The sequence below is a fragment of the Halobacillus sp. A1-3 genome (assembly GCF_050971765.1).
Lineage (GTDB): Bacteria > Bacillota > Bacilli > Bacillales > Halobacillaceae > Halobacillus > Halobacillus mangrovi_B.
In genome coordinates this window covers 96,737-117,149 of sequence record NZ_JBPCEO010000012.1, presented here as the reverse complement: position 1 = coordinate 117,149, position 20,413 = coordinate 96,737, and the positions used below count along the sequence as shown (strand labels likewise).

The 20,413-nt window shown below is 41.1% G+C and carries 19 protein-coding genes and 1 tRNA gene; 16 read left to right on the top strand and 4 right to left on the bottom strand.

Annotated features, from left to right (window positions below):
• The first annotated feature begins 63 nt into the window (after window positions 1-63).
• The 5 genes from ACRYKC_RS18805 (at window position 64) to ACRYKC_RS18785 (ending at window position 4,314) form a co-directional block, all read left to right on the top strand.
• The gene (locus ACRYKC_RS18805; protein WP_433809178.1) at window positions 64-1,236 is read left to right on the top strand and encodes a TraB/GumN family protein; all 1,173 of its coding nucleotides are present in this window, start codon (window positions 64-66) and stop codon (window positions 1,234-1,236) included.
• 95 nt (window positions 1,237-1,331) lie between these two features.
• A complete protein-coding gene (locus tag ACRYKC_RS18800) occupies window positions 1,332-1,802 on the top strand; it encodes a hypothetical protein (RefSeq protein WP_433809176.1) in 471 nt (156 codons plus the stop codon).
• Between the two features lie 259 nt (window positions 1,803-2,061).
• A complete protein-coding gene (locus ACRYKC_RS18795; protein ID WP_433809174.1) occupies window positions 2,062-2,610 on the top strand; it encodes a hypothetical protein in 549 nt (182 codons plus the stop codon).
• Window positions 2,611-2,834: 224 nt separating this feature from the next.
• Entirely contained in the window at window positions 2,835-3,281 is a 447-nt protein-coding gene (locus tag ACRYKC_RS18790; RefSeq protein ID WP_433809204.1) for a hypothetical protein, read from the top strand.
• Window positions 3,282-3,426: 145 nt separating this feature from the next.
• On the top strand, window positions 3,427-4,314 hold the full coding sequence (locus tag ACRYKC_RS18785; protein WP_433809172.1) for a DMT family transporter: 888 nt from the start codon (window positions 3,427-3,429) through the stop codon (window positions 4,312-4,314).
• Between the two features lie 320 nt (window positions 4,315-4,634).
• On the opposite strand, the gene ACRYKC_RS18780 is transcribed toward ACRYKC_RS18785, so the two are convergent.
• Window positions 4,635-4,823, bottom strand: coding sequence for a hypothetical protein (locus tag ACRYKC_RS18780; protein ID WP_433809170.1), 189 nt, complete (start codon window positions 4,821-4,823; stop codon window positions 4,635-4,637).
• Between the two features lie 291 nt (window positions 4,824-5,114).
• On the opposite strand from ACRYKC_RS18780, the gene ACRYKC_RS18775 reads away from it, so the two are divergent.
• From ACRYKC_RS18775 to ACRYKC_RS18745, 7 genes are all read left to right on the top strand, one after another.
• Window positions 5,115-5,188: transfer RNA gene (locus ACRYKC_RS18775), tRNA-Gly, on the top strand.
• Window positions 5,189-5,335: 147 nt separating this feature from the next.
• Window positions 5,336-7,045, top strand: coding sequence for an ABC-ATPase domain-containing protein (locus ACRYKC_RS18770; RefSeq protein ID WP_433809168.1), 1,710 nt, complete (start codon window positions 5,336-5,338; stop codon window positions 7,043-7,045).
• Window positions 7,046-7,061: 16 nt separating this feature from the next.
• Complete coding sequence (gene queG / locus ACRYKC_RS18765) at window positions 7,062-8,195, top strand: tRNA epoxyqueuosine(34) reductase QueG (protein WP_433809166.1); 1,134 nt, start codon at window positions 7,062-7,064, stop codon at window positions 8,193-8,195.
• 73 nt (window positions 8,196-8,268) lie between these two features.
• Window positions 8,269-8,817, top strand: a complete 549-nt coding sequence (locus ACRYKC_RS18760; RefSeq protein WP_433809164.1) for a methylated-DNA--[protein]-cysteine S-methyltransferase — start codon at window positions 8,269-8,271, stop codon at window positions 8,815-8,817.
• An 82-nt stretch (window positions 8,818-8,899) separates the two neighbouring features.
• Window positions 8,900-9,763 carry an amidase domain-containing protein gene (locus tag ACRYKC_RS18755; protein WP_433809162.1) on the top strand — a complete coding sequence of 288 codons (864 nt, stop codon included), beginning with the start codon at window positions 8,900-8,902 and terminating at the stop codon, window positions 9,761-9,763.
• Window positions 9,764-9,814: 51 nt separating this feature from the next.
• A complete protein-coding gene (gene trmL / locus ACRYKC_RS18750) occupies window positions 9,815-10,291 on the top strand; it encodes a tRNA (uridine(34)/cytosine(34)/5-carboxymethylaminomethyluridine(34)-2'-O)-methyltransferase TrmL (RefSeq protein WP_433809160.1) in 477 nt (158 codons plus the stop codon).
• A gap of 376 nt (window positions 10,292-10,667) precedes the next feature.
• Window positions 10,668-10,910, top strand: a complete 243-nt coding sequence (locus ACRYKC_RS18745; protein WP_085030674.1) for a hypothetical protein — start codon at window positions 10,668-10,670, stop codon at window positions 10,908-10,910.
• Window positions 10,911-10,949: 39 nt separating this feature from the next.
• Here ACRYKC_RS18745 and lipA read toward each other — a convergent pair whose 3' ends face one another.
• The 3 genes from lipA to ACRYKC_RS18730 are packed head-to-tail and all read right to left on the bottom strand — an operon-like array spanning window position 10,950 to window position 12,941.
• Window positions 10,950-11,894 (bottom strand): lipoyl synthase, encoded by a 945-nt coding sequence (gene lipA / locus ACRYKC_RS18740; protein ID WP_085030673.1) that lies wholly within the window; start codon window positions 11,892-11,894, stop codon window positions 10,950-10,952.
• Between the two features lie 18 nt (window positions 11,895-11,912).
• Window positions 11,913-12,734, bottom strand: a complete 822-nt coding sequence (locus ACRYKC_RS18735; RefSeq protein ID WP_433809157.1) for a lipoate--protein ligase family protein — start codon at window positions 12,732-12,734, stop codon at window positions 11,913-11,915.
• A gap of 24 nt (window positions 12,735-12,758) precedes the next feature.
• Window positions 12,759-12,941: a hypothetical protein gene (locus ACRYKC_RS18730; RefSeq protein ID WP_433809155.1), complete on the bottom strand. Its 183-nt coding sequence runs from the start codon at window positions 12,939-12,941 to the stop codon at window positions 12,759-12,761.
• Between the two features lie 46 nt (window positions 12,942-12,987).
• On the opposite strand from ACRYKC_RS18730, the gene ACRYKC_RS18725 reads away from it, so the two are divergent.
• The 4 genes from ACRYKC_RS18725 to ACRYKC_RS18710 all read left to right on the top strand — a co-directional run bounded on the left by ACRYKC_RS18725 (window position 12,988) and on the right by ACRYKC_RS18710 (window position 20,267).
• Entirely contained in the window at window positions 12,988-13,167 is a 180-nt protein-coding gene (locus ACRYKC_RS18725) for a hypothetical protein (RefSeq protein ID WP_085030671.1), read from the top strand.
• A 483-nt stretch (window positions 13,168-13,650) separates the two neighbouring features.
• Entirely contained in the window at window positions 13,651-15,546 is a 1,896-nt protein-coding gene (locus tag ACRYKC_RS18720; protein WP_433809153.1) for a PrkA family serine protein kinase, read from the top strand.
• Between the two features lie 897 nt (window positions 15,547-16,443).
• Window positions 16,444-17,979, top strand: a complete 1,536-nt coding sequence (locus ACRYKC_RS18715; protein ID WP_433809151.1) for a Ppx/GppA phosphatase family protein — start codon at window positions 16,444-16,446, stop codon at window positions 17,977-17,979.
• 185 nt (window positions 17,980-18,164) lie between these two features.
• The gene (locus tag ACRYKC_RS18710) at window positions 18,165-20,267 is read left to right on the top strand and encodes an RNA degradosome polyphosphate kinase (RefSeq protein WP_433809149.1); all 2,103 of its coding nucleotides are present in this window, start codon (window positions 18,165-18,167) and stop codon (window positions 20,265-20,267) included.
• Window positions 20,268-20,413: the final 146 nt, after the last annotated feature.

Below are 20,413 nucleotides of genomic sequence, written 5' to 3'. Positions count from 1 at the left end.
TCCGTTCTGGTTTAGTATAATAGTGAAGATGATTATAGTTTACACGATAAAAGGAAGGTTTGTATGTCGACAATGGAAGAGAACATTACGAGGATCCAGTTAGGTGATAAAGAGTTGATCCTGATTGGAACGGCGCACGTATCAAAGCAAAGTGCTGAACAGGTGAAGCAAGTTATTGAAGATGAGCAGCCTGATTCAGTATGTGTAGAACTAGATGAGCAACGATATCAATCCATTAAAAACGGTGATCAATGGAAGAACACCGATATATTTCAAGTGATTAAACAAAAGAAGGCTTCACTTCTGTTAATGAACCTGGCTATTTCGTCTTTCCAAAAAAGAATGGCGAAACAGTTCGGTATCCAGGCTGGTCAGGAAATGATTCAAGGAATCGAATCAGCTGAAAAAACTGGGGCAAAGCTTGTTCTTGCAGACCGTAATATCCAAACAACGTTCGCCAGGATCTGGGGCAATATTGGTTTTTCAGGAAAGGCAAAACTTCTTCTTTCCATTATTTATAGTATATTCAGTAACGAAACGATCTCAGAAGAAGAGCTGGAAAAAATGAAATCCCAGGATATGCTGGATGGGATGCTGAAAGACCTTACAGATAATTTTCCAACGTTAAAGAAGCCGCTAATCGATGAGCGAGATCAATATTTGGCGCAAAAAATTAAAAACGCACTTGGCAATAAAGTAGTAGCTGTCCTGGGTGCGGCCCACGTTCCGGGGATTAAAGAAGAGATCCATAAAGATCATGATTTGAAAAAGCTGACGAAGCGACCTCCGAAATCGAAGTGGCCTAAGATCATCGGTTGGGCGATTCCAATTTTGATTATTTCGATTATCGCTTATACGTTTCTAGCAAACCCTGAAGCAGGTACACAGCAAACGATTAGCTGGGTGTTATGGAATGGAACATTCTCCGCAATTGGTACAGCAGCGGCACTTGCCCATCCTCTTGCCATTTTGACCGCTTTTGTAGCGGCACCGATTACGTCACTCAATCCATTGATTGCAGCCGGATGGTTTGCCGGTTTTGTACAAGCGTATTTCCGCAGGCCGAACGTAGCGGACTTTGATACATTATCTGAAGATGTAACAAGTGTGAAGGGGTTTTGGCGTAACAAAGTGACAAGAATTCTGCTAGTCGTCATCTTAGCGAATATCGGAAGCTCCCTTGGAACATTCATTGGTGGAGCGGACGTGATCCGATTATTCTTTGAAAATTTATAAAGTAGGAGAGAGCATTTACAAGTGCTCTCTTTTTTTGTTGGTAAAAAAGGTAATGAAGGGTTTTAATAGAAAAAGTAAACAAAGGAGGAGACGACATGAGAACGATGATTGGGTTAATGTTATTATTACTAATTGGATGTACAGGGAAAGCAGAAGAAACCTATACCATGGAAGACGCAAAAGCAGATGGCTACGTAGTCGTCGAGCATAAAGGGAATACCTTTGACCAGATCGTTCAAGGTGCAATCGAAATTGAGAACCTCCAGCAGATCAATAACGTACTTGAGGCTTTCAAAAATGGTAAAACACAGTCGGCGACCATTTATATATTTGATTCTGACGGCAATTACTATAAAAACAGCTTAAAAACGGAAGGGCGATCCATACAATTTGAAAATAACTATGGAGGATACAAAGGTGCACCTAAAGGGAGTTTCAGTTGTGAGTACATAGAAAAAAGAGGACCAATTGTTTACTTAGAAAGCTGCTCAAGAGAGAAAGGTGAAGACATATCGACCATGATTGGCTTTGTGGGATCAGAGAAAGAGTTCAAAGAAGCAAAGTAAAAAGATAATTTAGGACTAGGTTGGGTGCTTGAATGTGTAAGCGCCCGGCCTTTTGTATTGAGAAAATAGCTGTTTGTTCGTGTTTTATTTACAATATTTACACATAATGTTACGTTTATATTACAAATGATTACAAGATTTAGACTTTTTAAATATAGGCTTTGTTAACTAAAAAAACGGAATTTCCTCAAGAAGTGAAGGGTTTTATGGCCTTTTTAACCAGTTAACAGATCCATCATATAAAAAAGGATGAACGTGTATGAGTAATTTTATAAAAGGTACTTCCATTATTGGGGTTATTGTTCTCGGTATTGGCATCTGGCAATTAACAGTGAGCGATGGAATCGGCCAGAATAAAACAGCCGAAAAAACTGAACAGACAGAAGAGAAGACAGATGAAACTCATTATCAGACTGTAACCGTACAGTCAGAAGAGGAACAATCGGAAAACTTGAAGCGGCCGGATTATAGTGGTCAAACTCTTGTGAAGGATACCGTAGTGGCATCAATAAAAAATATGATTAATGAAGATAATCAAATAAGAGAACTGATTCATAAAATTGGAGAAGATAGAATCCAGGATGATTTGGCGTACGGAGCTCATAGTTATGACTGGAGAAAACTTGAGAGCGACACTGAAGAAAAGCAGCAATGGATCGATCAATTAATTGAGTTATCGGACCATAAGCAATTGAACGAAATGGCAGAGGAAGCGAGTGTGAATTTTTCTAAATCACTTAAGCAGAAAGACTTAAACTATTATTTTGAAGCGACAAAGAAATTTCAATATTTACGTATGAAATTGTAGAAGTAATGACCGCTAAATATCTATATTAATATAACGTTTACATATTTTTCCTACTTTTCTCTTAGGATAATTTTTTAGAAAATGTCGAGGGATTCGTTCCTTTTATACGGGGGCCCCTAAGGCTTTTGGTATTTTTTGTTTATTTTTCTCAGATTAAGTTTTCTTTCTTTCTTAGGCGGGGACATAACCTATGAAATATCATTAAGGAGGTTATGGAATTGTCCATGGCATTAAAAGAAAGGTTAAATTCTTCTAGTCTGGAAAATTTGCGTCAGGCGGCTGTTCTGGAATTCACGGAGGATGTTTTTGAGTCTGATAACTATTGCTCGCTTGAGGTATTAACTCCGGATGAACACCAACTGTATATCGTGAATCGAAATGACCGGACACTGACAATTCTTGGTATTTCAAAAGACATGGCAGTTACGAAGGAAACGTTGTTTACCCAGAGGATCATTTCTATGAAAGAATGGTTTGTGGATTACAGCATGTCAGACAATACACCTCCTCGAAAGCTTGAAATTGTGTTGATGGGCGGAAGAACGCTTTTAATTGAACCTGGACTATCGACGTCGCAAGAGAAGAATTACAAGAAGCCGGAATTCTCGAATCAAGTCAATGAAGACTTTGAGCGTCTCATCGCTGCATTGAAGAATACGGTTATCTTATAATTAAGATATCAATCCAAAGAGCCTTTGCTAAGGCTCTTTTTTTATGGGTAGTTTTGTTGTTCTGCTGTTAGCACTTTGATAAGATAATGGAAAGTTTCAGACCCGAGGGCAAGAAAGGGGAGGCTTGATGTATCCTTATCTACTAATGGTCTTAGTTGTAATGATGTATGCGGGAAACATCCTTACAGGTAAGGCCATCAATGAATTGCCGCCGTTCACCATTGCGTTCTTTCGTTTATTGATTGCATTTCTCGTTTTGCTTCCGATAGGGGGAAGGAGCCTAATAAGGGAACGATCTGTCTTTCTAGCACATAAGAAACCATTTCTAATGATGACTCTAACAGGGGTCACTTTTTTTAATACATTCATTTACGGAGCTCTTCAATTCACAACGGCCACGAATGTGGCTGTGCTTGAGACAGTCATTCCGGTAGTCACTGTTTTGCTAAGTTTCTTGATACTGAAAGAGAAACTACAAAAACTTCAGTGGTTAGGAATATTCTTATCTTTTATTGGGGCTGTTTGGGTAGTAATGGATGGAGAAGTTTTTAAGTTAACGAGTTTTCAATGGAACGCAGGAGATGGGATTATGATCGGAGCCATCTTAAGTTGGGCGTACTACTCTATAGTTGTGAAGCAATATATGCATCTCTTTCCTGCCTATGGGGCGATCTTAGCCATGACGTCCGTTTCCCTAATAGTTTTGGTTCCATTTGTAGCCATTGAATGGGTCCTTACTGGTATACCGACCTTAAGCAAACCAGAACATGTTATGGGATTCTTATACTTAGGTATTTTTCCATCCTTTATTGCGTTGGTCTTCTATAATCGGGCAGTGGAGTGGCTGGGACCTGCGAAGGCATCTATTTTTCTAAATTTCTTACCAGTCGTCACTATGGTTGGCGCGTACTTCTGGTTAGGAGAAAGAATTGGAATCATGGAGGTTCTAGGCGCATTGATGGTGATAATCGGAGTACTTATGACAACACAACTGAGACTTAAACGCCGATCTAGAAAATCCATCTCTGCATAATCGAAAGCATATTGGTTACATTAAAAGGTAACACCGTACAACCCAAACTTAATTTTAAACCTCCTTACTGATTTCTTAACGCTTCCATTGCAGCAACAACTGTGAAATAGCGGTGAATGCAAATTGTGGAGGTGAGGGGTTTGGATGCAAACACATTATTAGAATTCATAAGACTCTCCATCGATGTTCTCAACTTCCTAGCATTCCTCATATTCTCAACCATTTTCGTATTCAAATCGAAGCAAAGCTAAAAAGCTGCCATCTTGGCGGCTTTTTAGCTTGTGTTTATATTTATTAACTTCAAAAGCAAAAGAAACCTTTTATAAAAAGGAGTAGTAAATCCCTGTGGAAAGCAAGTACAAAGTGAATAAACCGAGGACAACGATGGTAAGAATAAAGTTCTTTTTCGAAAAGGAAACGACGATCGCATTGTTGGGATCAAAGACATAACTCCAAAAGAACAATCCCAGTACACCGAGCATACCGATTCCGAGGAGCAGATTAATCATACAGGGCCTCCTTTTTGAATACTCTCTAACTTTTTTATACGCAATAAACGATAAAAAGGTTTCAGTCTTACGAAATTTGTGAATAGGTACATATGGACTAGTTTTCTTTGGAAATGTCCTCAGTATAATAGGTATAACTTTTTAGACTATTCATCTATGTAAATAAGAGATTAATTTTTCGACAAAAAATCGTAAATTTCGTGTTGCATCGATAGAATTCGGTTGTTATAATTACAAATGTACTTCTGAGAGAGGTATAAAAATTACCTCGATACGAAAAAAATACCAAATGCGGGTGTAGTTTAATGGTAAAACCTCAGCCTTCCAAGCTGATGACGAGGGTTCGATTCCCTTCACCCGCTCCATTACTTTCTGTGTAGAGAGTACGCTATTATTTATACAATGTGAGCCAACGCAGTGTTTCGTTAAAAGTAACGAAGCATTGCGTTTTTTAATGAAGTAAAAAGGATATCCCTATACTAGACCATTCTTTCATAGGAGGATTCCAGATTATGAAAAAACTACAGCAGCAATTAAAACAAATTGATGGAAAAAGTTATAAAGGTTACAAACAAATCCAGGGGAAGTATTCCTTTGCTGATTTTGAACTATTTATTGACTACGTACAGGGTGATCCTTTCGCAGCCCCATCTAAAATAAGAGTACGTATTCCTAGCGAAAAAAGATCGGTGCAATCCTCTTGGAAAGAAACATCGCGCCGAAAAGTTTATACAGAAGACAGGCTGACGCGTGCGGTAGCTAGATCTGTCAATAAGAATCACATCCAAGTAAAAGGTTCTGGAAAAAGCGGGATGGTTGCGATTGATCAGCCGGGGCAGGAAATCCTGGAACGAACGGCGGTTTCCCTCAATCATCAAGATGTGACGGTTTGTTTGACAGTTGGGCTCCCGGCTAATGGAAGACGCATTAACGGAAAAGAAGCAGAGAAGCTTTTCTTCAAAGTAATCCCGGAAGTCGTGAAGGATTCTGTTTTTGCGATAAAAGATGAGGAGCTAGAAAAAGCATGTGAGCTGGCCGATCAACATGAAGCCATTGAGAAAAAGATGAAGGAAAATGATTGGATTTCCTTTATAGCAGACGGCTCGATTTTACCCAGGGAAAGTGGTATCAGTGATCGTCCGATGAAAAATGCCGTACCGTTTAAGAGTCCTGAAGAGAACCGGGTTTCTTTTTCTATCCCTCATAAAGAAGAACCAATCACTGGAATGGCTCTAGAGAAGGGGATTGTATTAATTGTCGGAGGCGGTTATCATGGTAAAAGTACCCTCTTGAATGCGATGGAGCGTGGGGTGTATCCTCATATCAGAGGGGACGGCAGAGAGTATGTAATTACAGACCCGCAAGCCGTGAAAGTAAGGGCTGAGGATGGACGTCAGGTTACGAATGTTGATATCTCCCCGTTTATAAAAAACCTTCCTCATGGGGCGGACACGACTCAATTTTCTACGGAAAATGCAAGCGGGAGTACGTCTCAGGCAGCGAATGTTATTGAAGCGTTAGAAGCCGATGCTCATACGCTGCTCATTGATGAAGATACTAGCGCGACAAATTTCATGATCCGGGATGAACGGATGCAGGAGTTAGTCGTCAAAGAAAAAGAGCCAATTACACCATTTATCGATAAAATTAAACAAATGCGTGATGACCTGGATGTATCCACTATCCTAGTAATGGGTGGTTCAGGTGATTATTTCAATGTGGCCGATGACGTGATCATGATGGATCAGTATGTACCTCATAACGTAACGGAAAAAGCGAAAGAAATTGCCGAGCGTTATCCTAGTCAAAGAACTGCAATGAGCGAGCAGGAGTTCGGAGCAATTCCTAAGCGCTCCTTTTTGCCGGCAAGTCTTCAAACTAGACGTGGCAAGAAAGAAAAGGTTCAGGCCAAAGGGAAAACAACGATTATCATGGGTAGAACAGACATCGACCTCGATGGCGTCGAACAGTTGGTAGATCCGTCTCAGACGCGGCTTATCGCAGATTTAATTATGCATCTCGATAAAAAAGGCATTTTGAAAGAAGAGCAGTCGTTGAGTCAGCTGCTTGAGAATATTGAACAGCAAATAGATACAAAGGGACTCGCTGCATTCGCCCCATTTAAAGATCAGCACCCAGGGGAATTGGCGCGTCCACGTCGTTTTGAAATTGCTGCGACGCTGAATCGGATCCGAACAGCAAAAGTAAAAGATATAAGATAGAAAGGAGGAAGTCAGGGTGGATTTTCACAAGTTCAAAGAAGAGGTTATTGCCTACAGCAAGGAAATTGGCATCGACAAGATTGGTTTTGCCTCAGCAGACGTGTTCGGTGAGTTAAAAGCCCGACTGAAGCGTCAAGAAGCGCTTGGTTATCAGTCCGGGTTTGAAAAAGGAAGCGTAAACGAACGAACAGAACCAAGTCGTTTACTTCCGGGTGCTCAATCGATCATTTCCATTGCCCTGGCTTACCCCTCAAAAATGCACGATGCGCCTAAAAGTAGGAAAGGCGATCGACGCGGGATCTTCTGCCGTGCATCATGGGGACAGGATTATCATGATGTGCTGCGGGATCGCCTTAATAAACTGGGGGCTTTTATTCAAGAACATTTTCCAGAAGTTGAACTGAAATCAATGGTGGACACAGGTGAGTTATCTGACCGTGCTGTTGCTGAGCGCGCAGGCATCGGATTCAGTGGTAAGAATTGCGCCGTGATCACTCCGGAGTTCGGTTCATATGTATATTTAGGAGAACTTGTTACGAATATTCCTTTTGCTCCAGATGATCCGGTAGATGATAGCTGCGGAGATTGCAATATTTGTGTAGATGCATGCCCAACGGGAGCGCTTGTGCAAGGCGGTCAGTTGAATGCTCAGCGCTGCATTGCATTTCTAACGCAGACGAAAGGGTTTTTACCTGATGAATTCCGCAGTAAAATCGGAAACCGGCTTTATGGATGCGATACGTGTCAGACCGTATGTCCAAAGAATAGAAAGAAGGACTTCCACCACCATCAGGAGTTCGAACCGGACCCAGAGGTTGTGAAGCCTAAATTGACACCCCTGCTGTCGATATCGAACCGCCAGTTTAAAGAAAAGTTCGGCTTTATATCCGGTTCATGGAGAGGGAAAAAACCGATCCAGCGAAATGCCATTTTAGCTCTGGCCCATTATCGTGATGAAACGTCCATCAACGAATTAATTCGTCTGATGAATGACGATCCCAGACCCGTGATTCGCGGCACAGCTGCCTGGGGTCTTGGAAAAATAGGCACGCCAGAGTGCTTTGAAGCTGTTGAAGAAGCAATGGCGAAGGAAAATGACAAACAAGTCCTCTATGAGATGGAAAAAGGGCTGCAATTTGCTAAACTATGACGATTTGTACCTTTTCATCTACTAAAGAGTTTTGTATAATAGAAAAAACTGTTAAATAAAGAAGGGGTTGTCTATGAACCATCGGTCTTTCTTATATTATGACACTTTTACTACTCCTTTAGGTCCGATGACCGTACTAACGAACGATGAAGGAGTATGTCGCATCGATTATGGACATTATGAAGACCGTATTGCTTCTTACCAATCATGGAAAAAGAAGCACTTTCTCAAAGGTGAACTGGTCTATGATCCAGATCATAAATATGTAAAACTAACAAAAGATGAAATTGAAGAATATTTTAATGGAACACGAATTGATTTTACGGTTCCTTTGAATTGTTATGGAACAGAGTTTCAAAGAAAGGTATGGAGAACATTGCTGCATAACGTACCTTACGGTGAAACTCGATCGTATAAAGATATTGCTGCTGCTATGCATACCCCTAAAGCTATTCGTGCCGTAGGGGGAGCGGTTAATCAAAATCCGTTTTCTATTATTGTTCCCTGCCACCGAGTGATCGGAAGTAATGGCAAGCTTGTAGGATATGCAGGTGGTATTGAGAAGAAACAACAATTGCTAGAATTTGAGAAAAATCATGTGGTCTTACCAAATAGTCAATAACTGTCTTCCCTTAAAGGGAGACAGTTTTTTTGTTGTATGGGATCGTTCCCTTTTTCATAGGATGTAAAAAGGGGGAGAGGGCATGAATCCTACTCATCAACTTCAGACTTACTGGCAGCGCGTCATTGATCGTTTAGTGGATCAAGAAGAAGAGCAGTGGTTACATAAAAAAGTTCGAGGGTTGGAAAAACGAGGGCATAGGGTAGAGCGTGCCACCTTCCGCATTAAACCGTATCATCGTATTGCATACGATCGAAAGGAAAGCATTCGATATATGCTATTCCTTTCTCTTTTAATAAAAGATGGAAAAAAGGTATATATGGAGGAAGGGATATACGAGGGTCTCGCTTTATTAGAGCGAAATGAAATCATTCATCAATCCGTGTCGACAGAGGCACCGTATACTTCTGGCCTTTCGCCGAGTGCGGAATTTGTTGAGAAGGAAGATAGGAAAGGTCCACCTTTTTCATATAACCGAAGAGAGGCGGTTCGCTATGCCGAACGATGGTGGGACAGTTACAATTCTGCTTACAAGCATTTTGATTTGGATTGTACGAACTATATTTCTCAGTGTCTAAGAGCCGGTGGTGCCCCAACGTGGGGGCTCCCGAACCGTGCGAGAGGCTGGTGGTACACAGGAAAAAATTGGAGCTACAGTTGGGCTGTGGCCAATTCGCTGCGCTGGTATCTCAGTGGTTCACGGCAAGGGCTGACGGCGAAAGAAGTTTCTTCCGCCGATCAGCTAACACCGGGCGATGTCATTTGTTATGACTTTGAAGGAGATGGAAGGTTCGATCATAATACGATCGTTGTGAAAAAGGACAGTGATGGCATGCCGCTCGTTAATGCCCACACCACCAACAGTCGTCATCGTTACTGGGCCTATGAAGATTCTACCGCCTATACACCGAACATTAAGTACAAATTTTTCATAATCGGTAGTTGATAGGTATGATATAATAACCTAGTTGACTAAGATTAGACTGAGGTGAAGAAAATGCCTAATCATATCGTATTGTTCCAACCAGAGATTCCAGCCAATACAGGCAATATTGCGCGGACTTGTTTAGCTACAAATTCCCAGCTTCATCTAATCCGGCCGCTCGGTTTTTCTACTGATGACAAAATGCTGAAGAGAGCAGGTTTGGATTACTGGCATGATGTAACGATTTATTATTATGATTCAATTGAGGAACTATATGAAACTTTCCCTGAGGGAGAGTATTATTACATCGAAAACTTTGGTGCGAAGTCTTTTGCGGATTTTGATTTCTCGTCTACCGACCAGGATTTGTTTTTCGTATTTGGACGTGAGAGTGACGGGATACCGAAATCATTGCTTAAAGGCTTAGAGAACCGTTGTTTGCGAATTCCAATGACAGACAAGGTTCGTTCTTTAAACCTTTCCAATACAGTATCCATCGTTTTGTTTGATGCGTTGAAGCAGCAAGGCTATCCGAATTTGATTAAATAAAGGAAGATACCGGCGAGTGTGCCGGTGTCTTTTTTTGTGTCAAACCAAACAAAAACCGCCTCCCGGTCAGGTCCGGTGGCGGTTTTACATTTTTTATTTTCTTGGGGTACCCGCTTTTTCATCATATCCTGCTGAGAAGATGGATGTCAGAAACGCTGCGCACACAAGAATGATCAATGTGATTTTCATGTATAAAGTCCTCCTTTTATCCAGACAAGCTATGCTACCCGTATTATACCTTAATTGTACAGTAATGTGAATGGTTTGTCCTGTTAATTTTATCCTTCACCTAATGGCAGATGCCTATACGAAACGGTTGGCCATAACATACGTTGAAGAGTAGGTATATAACCAGGATGGGAATGGAGGAGTTAAATTGGAACAGTATCCTTATCAATACCCGTATGCAAATTTTGATGATTTCCGTGATGAAGATGAGCGTTTCTTCTTTTTAGGTCCTTTCGCAGGCGGTCTGCTTGGCGGATTCTTAGGAGGGGCGATTGCTCCTGGACTATACGGCGGATTCGGCGGTGGCTATGGCCCTGGACCGTATTATTATAATAGACCTCCTTATTACGGAGGATATTACGGACGCCCCCCATATGGAGGCTTCTGGTAAGATATAACAAAGGCTATCTCAATGAGATAGCCTTATTCTTTAGAAGTTAGTTGTATCAAGCTCTTTGCCCTGAGATTCGTAACCTTTCATATACTTAATCCGACGTTGAGCAGATGTACTGTTTACTTGTTCGTCCGCATGATAAGAAGAACGCACCATTGGCCCTGCTTCACAATGTTTAAAGCCTTTTTCTAGAGCGATTTGTTTCAACTCTTCAAATTCATCTGGATGATAATAACGCTCTACGTTTAAATGTTTTTTCGTCGGCTGCAGGTATTGGCCGATGGTCATGATATCTACGTTATGAGCCAGAAGATCATCCATGGCCTGAACGATTTCTTCTTTCGTTTCTCCTAGTCCTACCATGATGCTTGATTTTGTTGGAGTGTTTGGGCGAATTTCTTTAACCCGGCGCAGCAACTCTAAAGAACGATCATACATAGCACGAGCACGTACTTTTTTCGTTAAGCGACGAACTGTTTCAATGTTATGGTTGAAAATGTCTGGTTCTCCATCCATTAAAGTATGAAGGCTTTCATAATCTCCCTTCATGTCAGAGGGAAGAATTTCTACTGTACAACCAGGAACACGTCGTCTGACCGCTTTTACCGTTTCAGCAAATACAGCTGCACCGCCGTCGTTAAGGTCATCACGAGCAACCGCTGTGATGACTACGTGTTTAAGTCCCATGATTTCTACGGATTCAGCTACACGTTCTGGTTCGCCCCAGTCCAGTTCATTAGGAAGACCGGTTTTGACTGCACAGAAACGGCAGCCGCGGGTACACGTATCACCAAGGATCATGAAGGTAGCTGTTTTTCGTTCACTCCAGCACTCATGAATGTTGGGGCAGCGTGCTTCCTCACATACTGTGTTAAGCTTTTTGTCTCTCATTAGTTTTTTAAGACCAGTATAGGATTTATTCGTGTTGATTTTAATTTTCAGCCAATCCGGCTTTCTTATGTACTCTTGTTTCTTTGCCATGTTTTTTTCCACTCCTTTTTATCGGGAAAAGTTCCACTCGTCCGTACCGTACCGTTCACGAGCGATTTGTTCGACTTCGTTCCATTGTGCTTTAGAGAGTTCCAGAGGTTCTAAGTGGACTTCAAGTCCTTTTTCAAATCCCTTTTTAAAGGCAGCTTTTGTATCTTCAAAGCTTACATTATGTTCAACAATCTGGTTTATGGCTACTGCCTTGTCGCCAAACGCTCGACGTGCTCTTTCTTTCACACGTTCATTCTTATAGGTGAACATATCAAAAAGTTTCACATCGTCTACATCAATCGGAATGGATCCGTGTTGAAGGATGATGCCTTTTTTTCTCGTTTGGGCGCTGCCAGCAGCTTTCTTGCCATCTACAATCAGCTCATACCAGGAAGGTTCTTCAAAGCAGACTGCGGAGTTTGTTACATCCAGTTTTCCTTCAGGAACGGCGAAGTCTGCCTGTATACCTAATTCTCGGAAGCCTTCTAATAATCCTTTTGAAATAACCAGATAAGCATCTTTGACTGAGGCAGGCATAGCAGGGTGATCTTCTGAAACTATGACACTATATGTGAGTTCTTTGTCATGCAGAACAGCTCGTCCTCCAGTTTGGCGGCGAACAAGCTCATAGCCATGTCGTTTGACTCCTGCTAAGTCAATTTTTCCATTTACTTTTTGAAAATATCCAACGGACAGACCTGCAGGGGCCCAGCCGTAAAATCGAAGCACAGGTGGTATGTTTCCTTGACGATGCCATTTCATCAATGCTTCATCCAGCGCCATATTGATCGCTGGTGTACAATGGCCAGAATCGACAAAGTACCATGTTTCCATTTGCAATCCTTCTTTCTGTCCTAATGTACTTTATCTTGCTAAAATGTTCAAACCAATTCTAACAAGGGTGCCATAGTGTGTCAAAAATTGCAAGTCTTCTTCAATGGCCTGCTTTTTTGGTGAATACGTAAAAAGTACGAGTTCTGTTGCTAGAGCACCTTTCCTCTCATCATAGGGAAAGGTTTGCAGCTTGTAAATATAAAAAAAGTACAAGAAATCTCCACAATTGATATACAATAGTACTTAGGAGGGGTTCATGATGACACAAATGTGGATTACGAGTATTCTTTTCTTAACAAGTGCAGCGATATGGGCCGTTCTTGCTATTATCTACGAGGACTTCCGACTTTTGAATTTATTTCTATTTATAACTTTCCTTTTAATTGGACTTACACAAAGGAAAAAGTACAAGGAGAAAAAGGATTATGGAGAAGACTGATCTTAACGGATCAGTCTTTTTTTATTGAAAAAACAGCAAACTATGGAAACGAACAGAATTTGAAATTAGGGAACATAAGCATCTATATATAGGATAATACATATAATTTATTGTTCGGCTGAAGTTGGCTTGTCTCTCTAGTTGAGAAATCAGTATTCTGGTGGTTTTTCAGAGGGATAGCTCTTCGCGGCATAAGCAATCCTACTTCGTGGCCAAACACGCCACGCCGAAGAAGTGCTTATGCGTTTCAGGGCTTTCAATCCCTCTGCACTTTTCTTTCGTTGTCCAGCTGCAGCGTCTAGCCTCTCGAGGTTATAAGTCAATCCATTTTGCGGGTATAATCCCGCCCACTACAATTGCTTGTCTTATGCTTGTCGAGGCTTAACAAGACGCTTCCGCATTTCTTTCTTACACATGTTTCTCGTAATCCAAGCATAGGATATATTAAATTTCGTCTGTTAGGACGGGGGAGGTCTCTAATAAGTGGACATTTTAAAAAAGATACAAGACCACAGGGAACAAGAAGAAGAGTTAAAGTGGGAAGGTACATTCGCAGAATACCTGGAGCTTTTGAAAGAGCGTCCGTATTTAGCTCAATCAGCACATTCCCGCGTTTATAATATGATAAAATCCGCGGGTGTAGATGAGGATCATGACCATAAAAGGTATAAGTTTTTCGATCAGGATATCTATGGGTTAGATGAAGCGATGGAGAAGCTTGTAGAAGAATATTTTCATCCGGCTGCGAGAAGACTGGATGTTCGTAAACGTATTTTGTTACTGATGGGACCTGTCAGTGGCGGTAAATCGACATTGGTGAATTTATTGAAGCGTGGTTTAGAGAAGTATTCTCACACAGAAGAGGGAGCCGTTTTTGCGATTAAGGGTTGTCCAATGCATGAGGATCCGCTGCATTTGATTCCACAGCACTTAAGAAAAGAATTTCAAGAAGAATATGGCATTCGAATTGAAGGCAGTTTGTCACCGCTGAATACGATGCGAGTGGAGACTGAATATGGAGGAAGAATTGAGGATGTCTTAGTTGAGCGTATCTTTTTCTCAGAGGATAAGCGTACAGGCATTGGTACCTTCAGTCCTTCTGATCCAAAATCCCAAGATATCGCTGACCTTACTGGATCCATTGACTTTTCAACGATTGCACAATACGGATCGGAATCGGACCCTCGTGCCTACCGTTTCGATGGTGAGCTGAACAAGGCGAACAGAGGCATGATGGAGTTCCAGGAAATGCTTAAATGTGATGAGAAATTTCTTTGGCACTTACTCAGCCTGACCCAGGAAGGAAACTTCAAAGCTGGACGATTTGCGCTTATTTCAGCGGATGAATTAATAGTGGCTCACACGAACGAAGCGGAGTATCGTTCATTTATTGCTAATAAGAAGAATGAAGCCCTGCATTCCCGAATGATTGTCATGCCTGTGCCTTACAACTTGAAAGTAAGTCAAGAGGAACGGATTTATGAGAAAATGATTCGCGAAAGTGATATCCGTGACGTCCACATTGCGCCTCATACATTAAGAGTAGCAGCGATGTTCACGATTCTTACTAGATTAAAAGAATCGAAGAAAGCATCTGTTGATGTATTGAAGAAAATGCGTCTCTATGATGGAGAAATCCTTGAAGGATTCAGTGATGTTGACGTGGAAGAGTTGAAGAAAGAACACTCCGACGAAGGGATGAGCGGTATTGATCCGCGTTATGTTATCAACCGCATATCGTCGACGATCATTAAAAAAGAACTCACATCGATCAACGCGCTTGATGTACTTCGCTCTCTCAAAGATGGATTAGGCAGTCATGCTTCCATTTCTAATGAAGATAAAGAGCGGTATCTTGACTTTATCTCTTTAGCCAGAAAAGAGTACGATGAAATTGCGAAGAAAGAAGTTCAAAAAGCTTTTGTCTACTCTTATGAAGAGTCTGCAGTCACTCTCATGGACAATTATCTAGACAATGTGGAAGCTTACTGTAATAAGGCGAAATTAAGAGACCCATTAACTGGTGAAGAATTGAACCCGGATGAGCGTCTCATGCGATCCATTGAAGAACAAATCGGTGTATCTGAAAACGCGAAGAAAGCATTCCGTGAAGAAATCTTGATCAGAATTTCTGCTTATGCACGAAAAGGGAAGAAATTCGATTACCAATCACACGAACGTTTACGCGAAGCGATCCAGAAGAAATTGTTTGCTGATTTGAAAGACGTAGTGAAAATTACGACATCCACTAAAACTCCGGATGAGCAGCAGCTTAAAAAGATCAACGAAGTGGTGGCTACTCTTGTTGATGAACATGGTTACAATTCCAGCTCTGCCAATGAATTGCTTAAATACGTTGGAAGCTTGTTGAATCGATAAAACTCATAAGAAACCATCCTTCTCAATGAATTGGGAAGGGTGGTTTCTTTTTTATTGGCCTTAACAAATATTTCGTTTAGGTATGGATCAATTCAACAATATAGCAGGATTGACTTAGGGTTCGTTCCCATTAAATAGGCTTGGTGTGGCTAGGAAACGACTCGCTTTCCTGCGGGGGAACTGGCAAGCCTCCTCGTTCGCTTCGCTCTCTGTGGGGTCTCGCCTAGCTCCTCCTCCCGCGGGAGTCTCGCCGTTTCCTAGCCACACCTTAACTTATAATCCTAACGAACCCATTTGAATGGAGATTAACTTTTTAAAGAGTAAATTCTAGGTTACCTCCAGCAATAGGGGATTGAAAAACTACCAATAGCCTTCCTAAAAGAAAGTGGTTTTTCATCATAACAGCGTTTCCGTTCATCAAATGAAAAGGTAAGGTGGGAGGGGAATTGCGAGCCTCCTGCGGGAATGGATTTCCGTCATCCCCGCGGAAAGCGACCGATTTCTCCGAACACCTTCCTTGTATTAGGTACCGGAAACATCCTTACAAATGTCCTAAACTGAGTATTCAGGATATGGAGAACCAGATTATTAGATTAACTGTTTTTTAAACCAAAAAAGTGGAGATACTTTGTTAGAAAATATTTGAGTAACAGAAAAATAGGGTACATAGAATTATAGTCGCTCATAAGGATACAGGTCTTCTGCATTTAATGAAGGGAACGGAGGCAGTTTTATTGAAAATTCGGTGAAGAAAGCTATTCTAATTTCTAACCCTCTGACGTTTCATTTCAAACGTTTATAAACAGCGGTTTGTATATTGGAATCTCCCTGGTAAATCAAGGCGTTAACACTTTTGATCTGATATAATGGCACAAAATATGAATGGTGGGTGAAAGGATGGCTAAAAAATATTACGCAATAATCGATGTAGGCTCCAATACGATGCGTTTAGTCGTTTATTTAAGAGATAAAGGCGGACGTTTGCGCGAAATCGAAAACGTCAAAGCTGTCGCTCGGTTAAGGAATCATCTTCAAGATGACGGTTATTTGTCAGACGAAGGAATTCGTACATTGCTTACCACTTTAAACAGTTTTAAAGAAGTGGCTGGATCTTACGAGCTGGAAGAAATGGTGTGCGTGGCCACAGCAACCATCCGTCAGGCAGTCAACCAGGAAGATATTATTAAAAAAGTATCTGAACACTCAGGGTTTGACATGCGAATCCTTTCCGAACATGAAGAGGCCTATTACGGGTATCTCGCTGTAGTCAATTCTACCCCAGTGACCGAGGGGGTAACGGTCGATATCGGTGGTGGAAGTACAGAGGTTACATACTTCAAGGATCGGAAACTTGTGGAGTCTCACAGTTTTCCATTCGGTGCCTTGACGTTAAAACAAGACTTCTTCAAAAAAGACCTTCCTACAGAGGGGGAAATGTCAAATTTACGTCATTACCTCCTTTCCCAATTTAGAACTCTGCCATGGTTGCAAGAGAAGAAAGTTCCTCTTATTGGTATTGGCGGAGGCGCACGTAACTTAGTACAAATCGATCAAAACTTGAAAGAATATCCGCTCGCAGGTTTACATCAGTACAAAATGAAAGATAGCGATCTGTCTTTTATAAAAAACTACCTGTTCACTCTTCCCATGAAAAAGCTTCAGAAAGTAGAAGGATTATCAAAAGACCGAGCGGATATCATCCTGCCCGCTACAGAAGTATTCCACTCCCTTTATGATGCGGTCCAATCATCAGGGTTCATTTTAAGCCGAAAAGGGTTAAGAGACGGGGTTTTTTATGAACAGTTGACCCGTGATATGGGCACTTCTGTTTTCCCGAATGTTCTTGAGGAGAGCATTCAAGAATTAGTGACAGATTATGATTTGAGCATGAAGCAAATTCATCATGCGCAACATCTCGCCCATGAATTATTTTTTCAGCTTCACGAAAAAGGGGTAGGTGCACTTAGAAAAAAAGATTGGAAAGAAGTAAAACGCGCGAGTTACGTTTTCAATCTGGGGGACTATATTGATAGTGAATCCAGTTCACAGCATACCTTTTATCTTTTAGCGAACCGTACAATCGATGGTTTGATGCATATGGAACGTTTGCGGCTGGCACTTTTAGCTTCCTTTAAGAATAAGACCGTCTTTAAACAGTTCCTTCATCCTTATAAAAGCTGGTTCTTAAAAGAAGAGCGAAAAAAATTACGTCTGCTTGGAGCACTGCTTAAGTTTTGCTACAGCCTTGATAGTACGAGACGGCAGATTGTTAAGGATATCCATGTCGCCACTCATGATGGGGATCTTCATATTACTCTTTACTGTAAAGATGAATGGATGCCGGAAGAATACCAGTCTGAGAAGCAGAAGAAACACTTGGAGAAATCGCTGAAAAGGAATATCGAGTTATCCTTCGTGGAAAGTAAGGAATAAAGTTCTGTTAATTACTTGGTAAAGCTCAGTTGTTGTACTATTCATCCGTAAGATAGGACTATAATTCAATGGCGTTTTTGGTCGAATATTATCGAAAATTTACGAACACTTAACGTCTTGTTAATATTCAACTTATAAATAGGCATTATGGTGGAGGTAAGACTACAGTGTAAAGGGTGTGCGTAATGGCAACAAAAGAAAAAAAGAAGGAACTCGACAACCCACTATTTTATAACAACCGCGAACTAAGCTGGCTTGCTTTTAACGAACGGGTGTTAGAAGAGGCGCTTGATATGGACAACCCTTTGCTTGAACGTTTAAAGTTTCTAGCGATCTGCTCATCAAACCTTGATGAGTTTTTTATGGTTAGGGTCGCTGGATTAAAGGACCAGGTAAAAGCGGGCTTTAATAAACCAGAAAATAAGGCTGGGCTTACACCGAAACAGCAGTTGGCCAAAATTGCCGAAATCAACCATGAACTTGTAAGAAGGCAGTACGAGAGTTACCAGACAATTAAACCCCAACTGGAAAAAGAAGATATCTCTATCCTTTCGATTGAAGATTTAACAATAGAAGAAATTGAGCAGTTAGAAACTTATTTTAATGAAAATATCTTTCCGGTTTTAACTCCTATGGCCGTTGATGCCTATCGTCCTTTTCCTATGTTGTTGAACAAGTCCATCAATTTAGCGGTCGTCATACAAGATGCGCTTGATCCGAATGACAATGTGAAAAAGACAGCGATCGTACAAGTCCCAGCGGTCTTAAATCGCTTTGTTCAAGTGGAGCATGAGACAAAATACCAATATGTCCTGCTGGAAGATATCATCAGTCATTTTATCCATAAGCTGTTTAAAGGGTATCAAGTCCATTCCATCACGGAGTTCAGAATTACCAGGAACGCAGATATGACGATTCATGAAGAAGGAGCCCGCGATCTACTTAAAGAGATCGAAAAAGAGCTGAAGAAGCGAAAATGGGGGGCGGCTGTCCGATTAGAGGTTCGGAACAATAAATATGATGATAAAGTTATCCATTTCCTATTAGGCGTCCTTGAGATTCATAAAGACGACCTGTATATTACCAACGGTCCATTGGATTTGACGTTCTTATTTAAGTTTCACAAAACGTTTTCTACAATAAAGGATCATTTAATTTATGAAACTCTGATCCCGCAGCCTCCACGAGACCTTGAAGGAGAAGATGATATTTTCGAAGCAGCTACAGATAGAGACCTTTTCCTTCACCATCCTTATGAATCATTCGAACCCGTTGTGGACTTTGTTGCCGATGCAGCTGATGACCCTCATGTGCTCGCCATTAAACAGACTCTCTATAGGGTCAGCGGCGATTCCCCGATTATTGAGGCTCTAAAACGGGCAGCTGAGAATGGAAAGCAAGTCACTGTACTTGTGGAGTTGAAAGCGAGATTCGACGAAGAGAACAACGTTCAATGGGCGAAAGAATTAGAGAAGGCTGGCTGCCACGTGATTTACGGAATGACTTATTTAAAGACTCACAGCAAGATTACATTAGTAGTCAGAAAAGAACGTGACAAAATAGAGCGTTTCGTTCACCTGGGAACGGGGAACTATAATGATCAGACGGCCTCCCTATATACGGATATGGGCATCATAACCTCAAAACGTAAGTTTGGGATCGATGCCACTGATTTTTTCAATTACTTAAGTGGGTTTACAGAAAAGCCGAAGTATCATCATCTGTCCATGGCTCCTTTTGATATACGAAACGATTTTATTCGTTATATGAATAATGAGATCCGATTCCAAAAGCAGCACGGGAATGGACGTATCATAGCCAAAATGAACTCCCTAACAGATAAGAACCTCATTATGAAAATGTATGAAGCTTCTCAAGCCGGGGTACAAATCGATTTAATTGTTCGCGGTATCTGTTGTTTAAGGCCTGGCATAAAAGGAATTAGTGAAAACATTCGAGTCATCAGTATCGTCGGCCGTTTTTTAGAACATAGCCGTATTTATTATTTCCATCATAACGGGGATGACCGTGTCTTTCTGTCATCTGCGGATATGATGACAAGAAATATGGTTAAGCGGGTAGAACTTTTATTCCCAATTTATGAAACCGGGGTCAAAAGCCGTCTCCAAAAAATTCTCTCCATTATGCTGAGTGACAATGTGAAAGCTCGCGAACAGCATAATGACGGGACATATCGTTATATCGAAGCTCCAAAAGGGGGCGAGAAAATTAATAGCCAGATGAAGCTTTTTGACATGGCTTATCGTGTGCTCGAGGATGAAGAATAACAAATTTATAGCACTTTAACGATAAAAAGTGAAAAAGGCGTACCATCTGGTGCGCCTTTATTGTTATAATAAATTTGTTATATAATGAAAAAATCAGCGAAAAATGTTGAATACGTAAGCGTTTCAATTCTATAATAGTATTTGGA

Excerpts from the sequence above, each read along its gene's own strand:
- ACRYKC_RS18780 (WP_433809170.1), bottom strand. The coding sequence starts at position 4,823 with ATGATTAATCTGCTCCTCGGAATCGGTATGCTCGGTGTACTGGGATTG.
- ACRYKC_RS18790 (WP_433809204.1), top strand. The coding sequence starts at position 2,835 with ATGGCATTAAAAGAAAGGTTAAATTCTTCTAGTCTGGAAAATTTGCGT.
- ACRYKC_RS18785 (WP_433809172.1), top strand. The coding sequence starts at position 3,427 with ATGGTCTTAGTTGTAATGATGTATGCGGGAAACATCCTTACAGGTAAG.
- ACRYKC_RS18710 (WP_433809149.1), top strand. The coding sequence starts at position 18,165 with ATGGCAACAAAAGAAAAAAAGAAGGAACTCGACAACCCACTATTTTAT.
- lipA (WP_085030673.1), bottom strand. The coding sequence starts at position 11,894 with ATGGCAAAGAAACAAGAGTACATAAGAAAGCCGGATTGGCTGAAAATT.
- trmL (WP_433809160.1), top strand. The coding sequence starts at position 9,815 with ATGCCTAATCATATCGTATTGTTCCAACCAGAGATTCCAGCCAATACA.
- ACRYKC_RS18715 (WP_433809151.1), top strand. The coding sequence starts at position 16,444 with ATGGCTAAAAAATATTACGCAATAATCGATGTAGGCTCCAATACGATG.
- ACRYKC_RS18755 (WP_433809162.1), top strand. The coding sequence starts at position 8,900 with ATGAATCCTACTCATCAACTTCAGACTTACTGGCAGCGCGTCATTGAT.
- ACRYKC_RS18760 (WP_433809164.1), top strand. The coding sequence starts at position 8,269 with ATGAACCATCGGTCTTTCTTATATTATGACACTTTTACTACTCCTTTA.
- ACRYKC_RS18770 (WP_433809168.1), top strand. The coding sequence starts at position 5,336 with ATGAAAAAACTACAGCAGCAATTAAAACAAATTGATGGAAAAAGTTAT.
- ACRYKC_RS18805 (WP_433809178.1), top strand. The coding sequence starts at position 64 with ATGTCGACAATGGAAGAGAACATTACGAGGATCCAGTTAGGTGATAAA.
- ACRYKC_RS18795 (WP_433809174.1), top strand. The coding sequence starts at position 2,062 with ATGAGTAATTTTATAAAAGGTACTTCCATTATTGGGGTTATTGTTCTC.
- ACRYKC_RS18725 (WP_085030671.1), top strand. The coding sequence starts at position 12,988 with ATGACACAAATGTGGATTACGAGTATTCTTTTCTTAACAAGTGCAGCG.
- ACRYKC_RS18800 (WP_433809176.1), top strand. The coding sequence starts at position 1,332 with ATGAGAACGATGATTGGGTTAATGTTATTATTACTAATTGGATGTACA.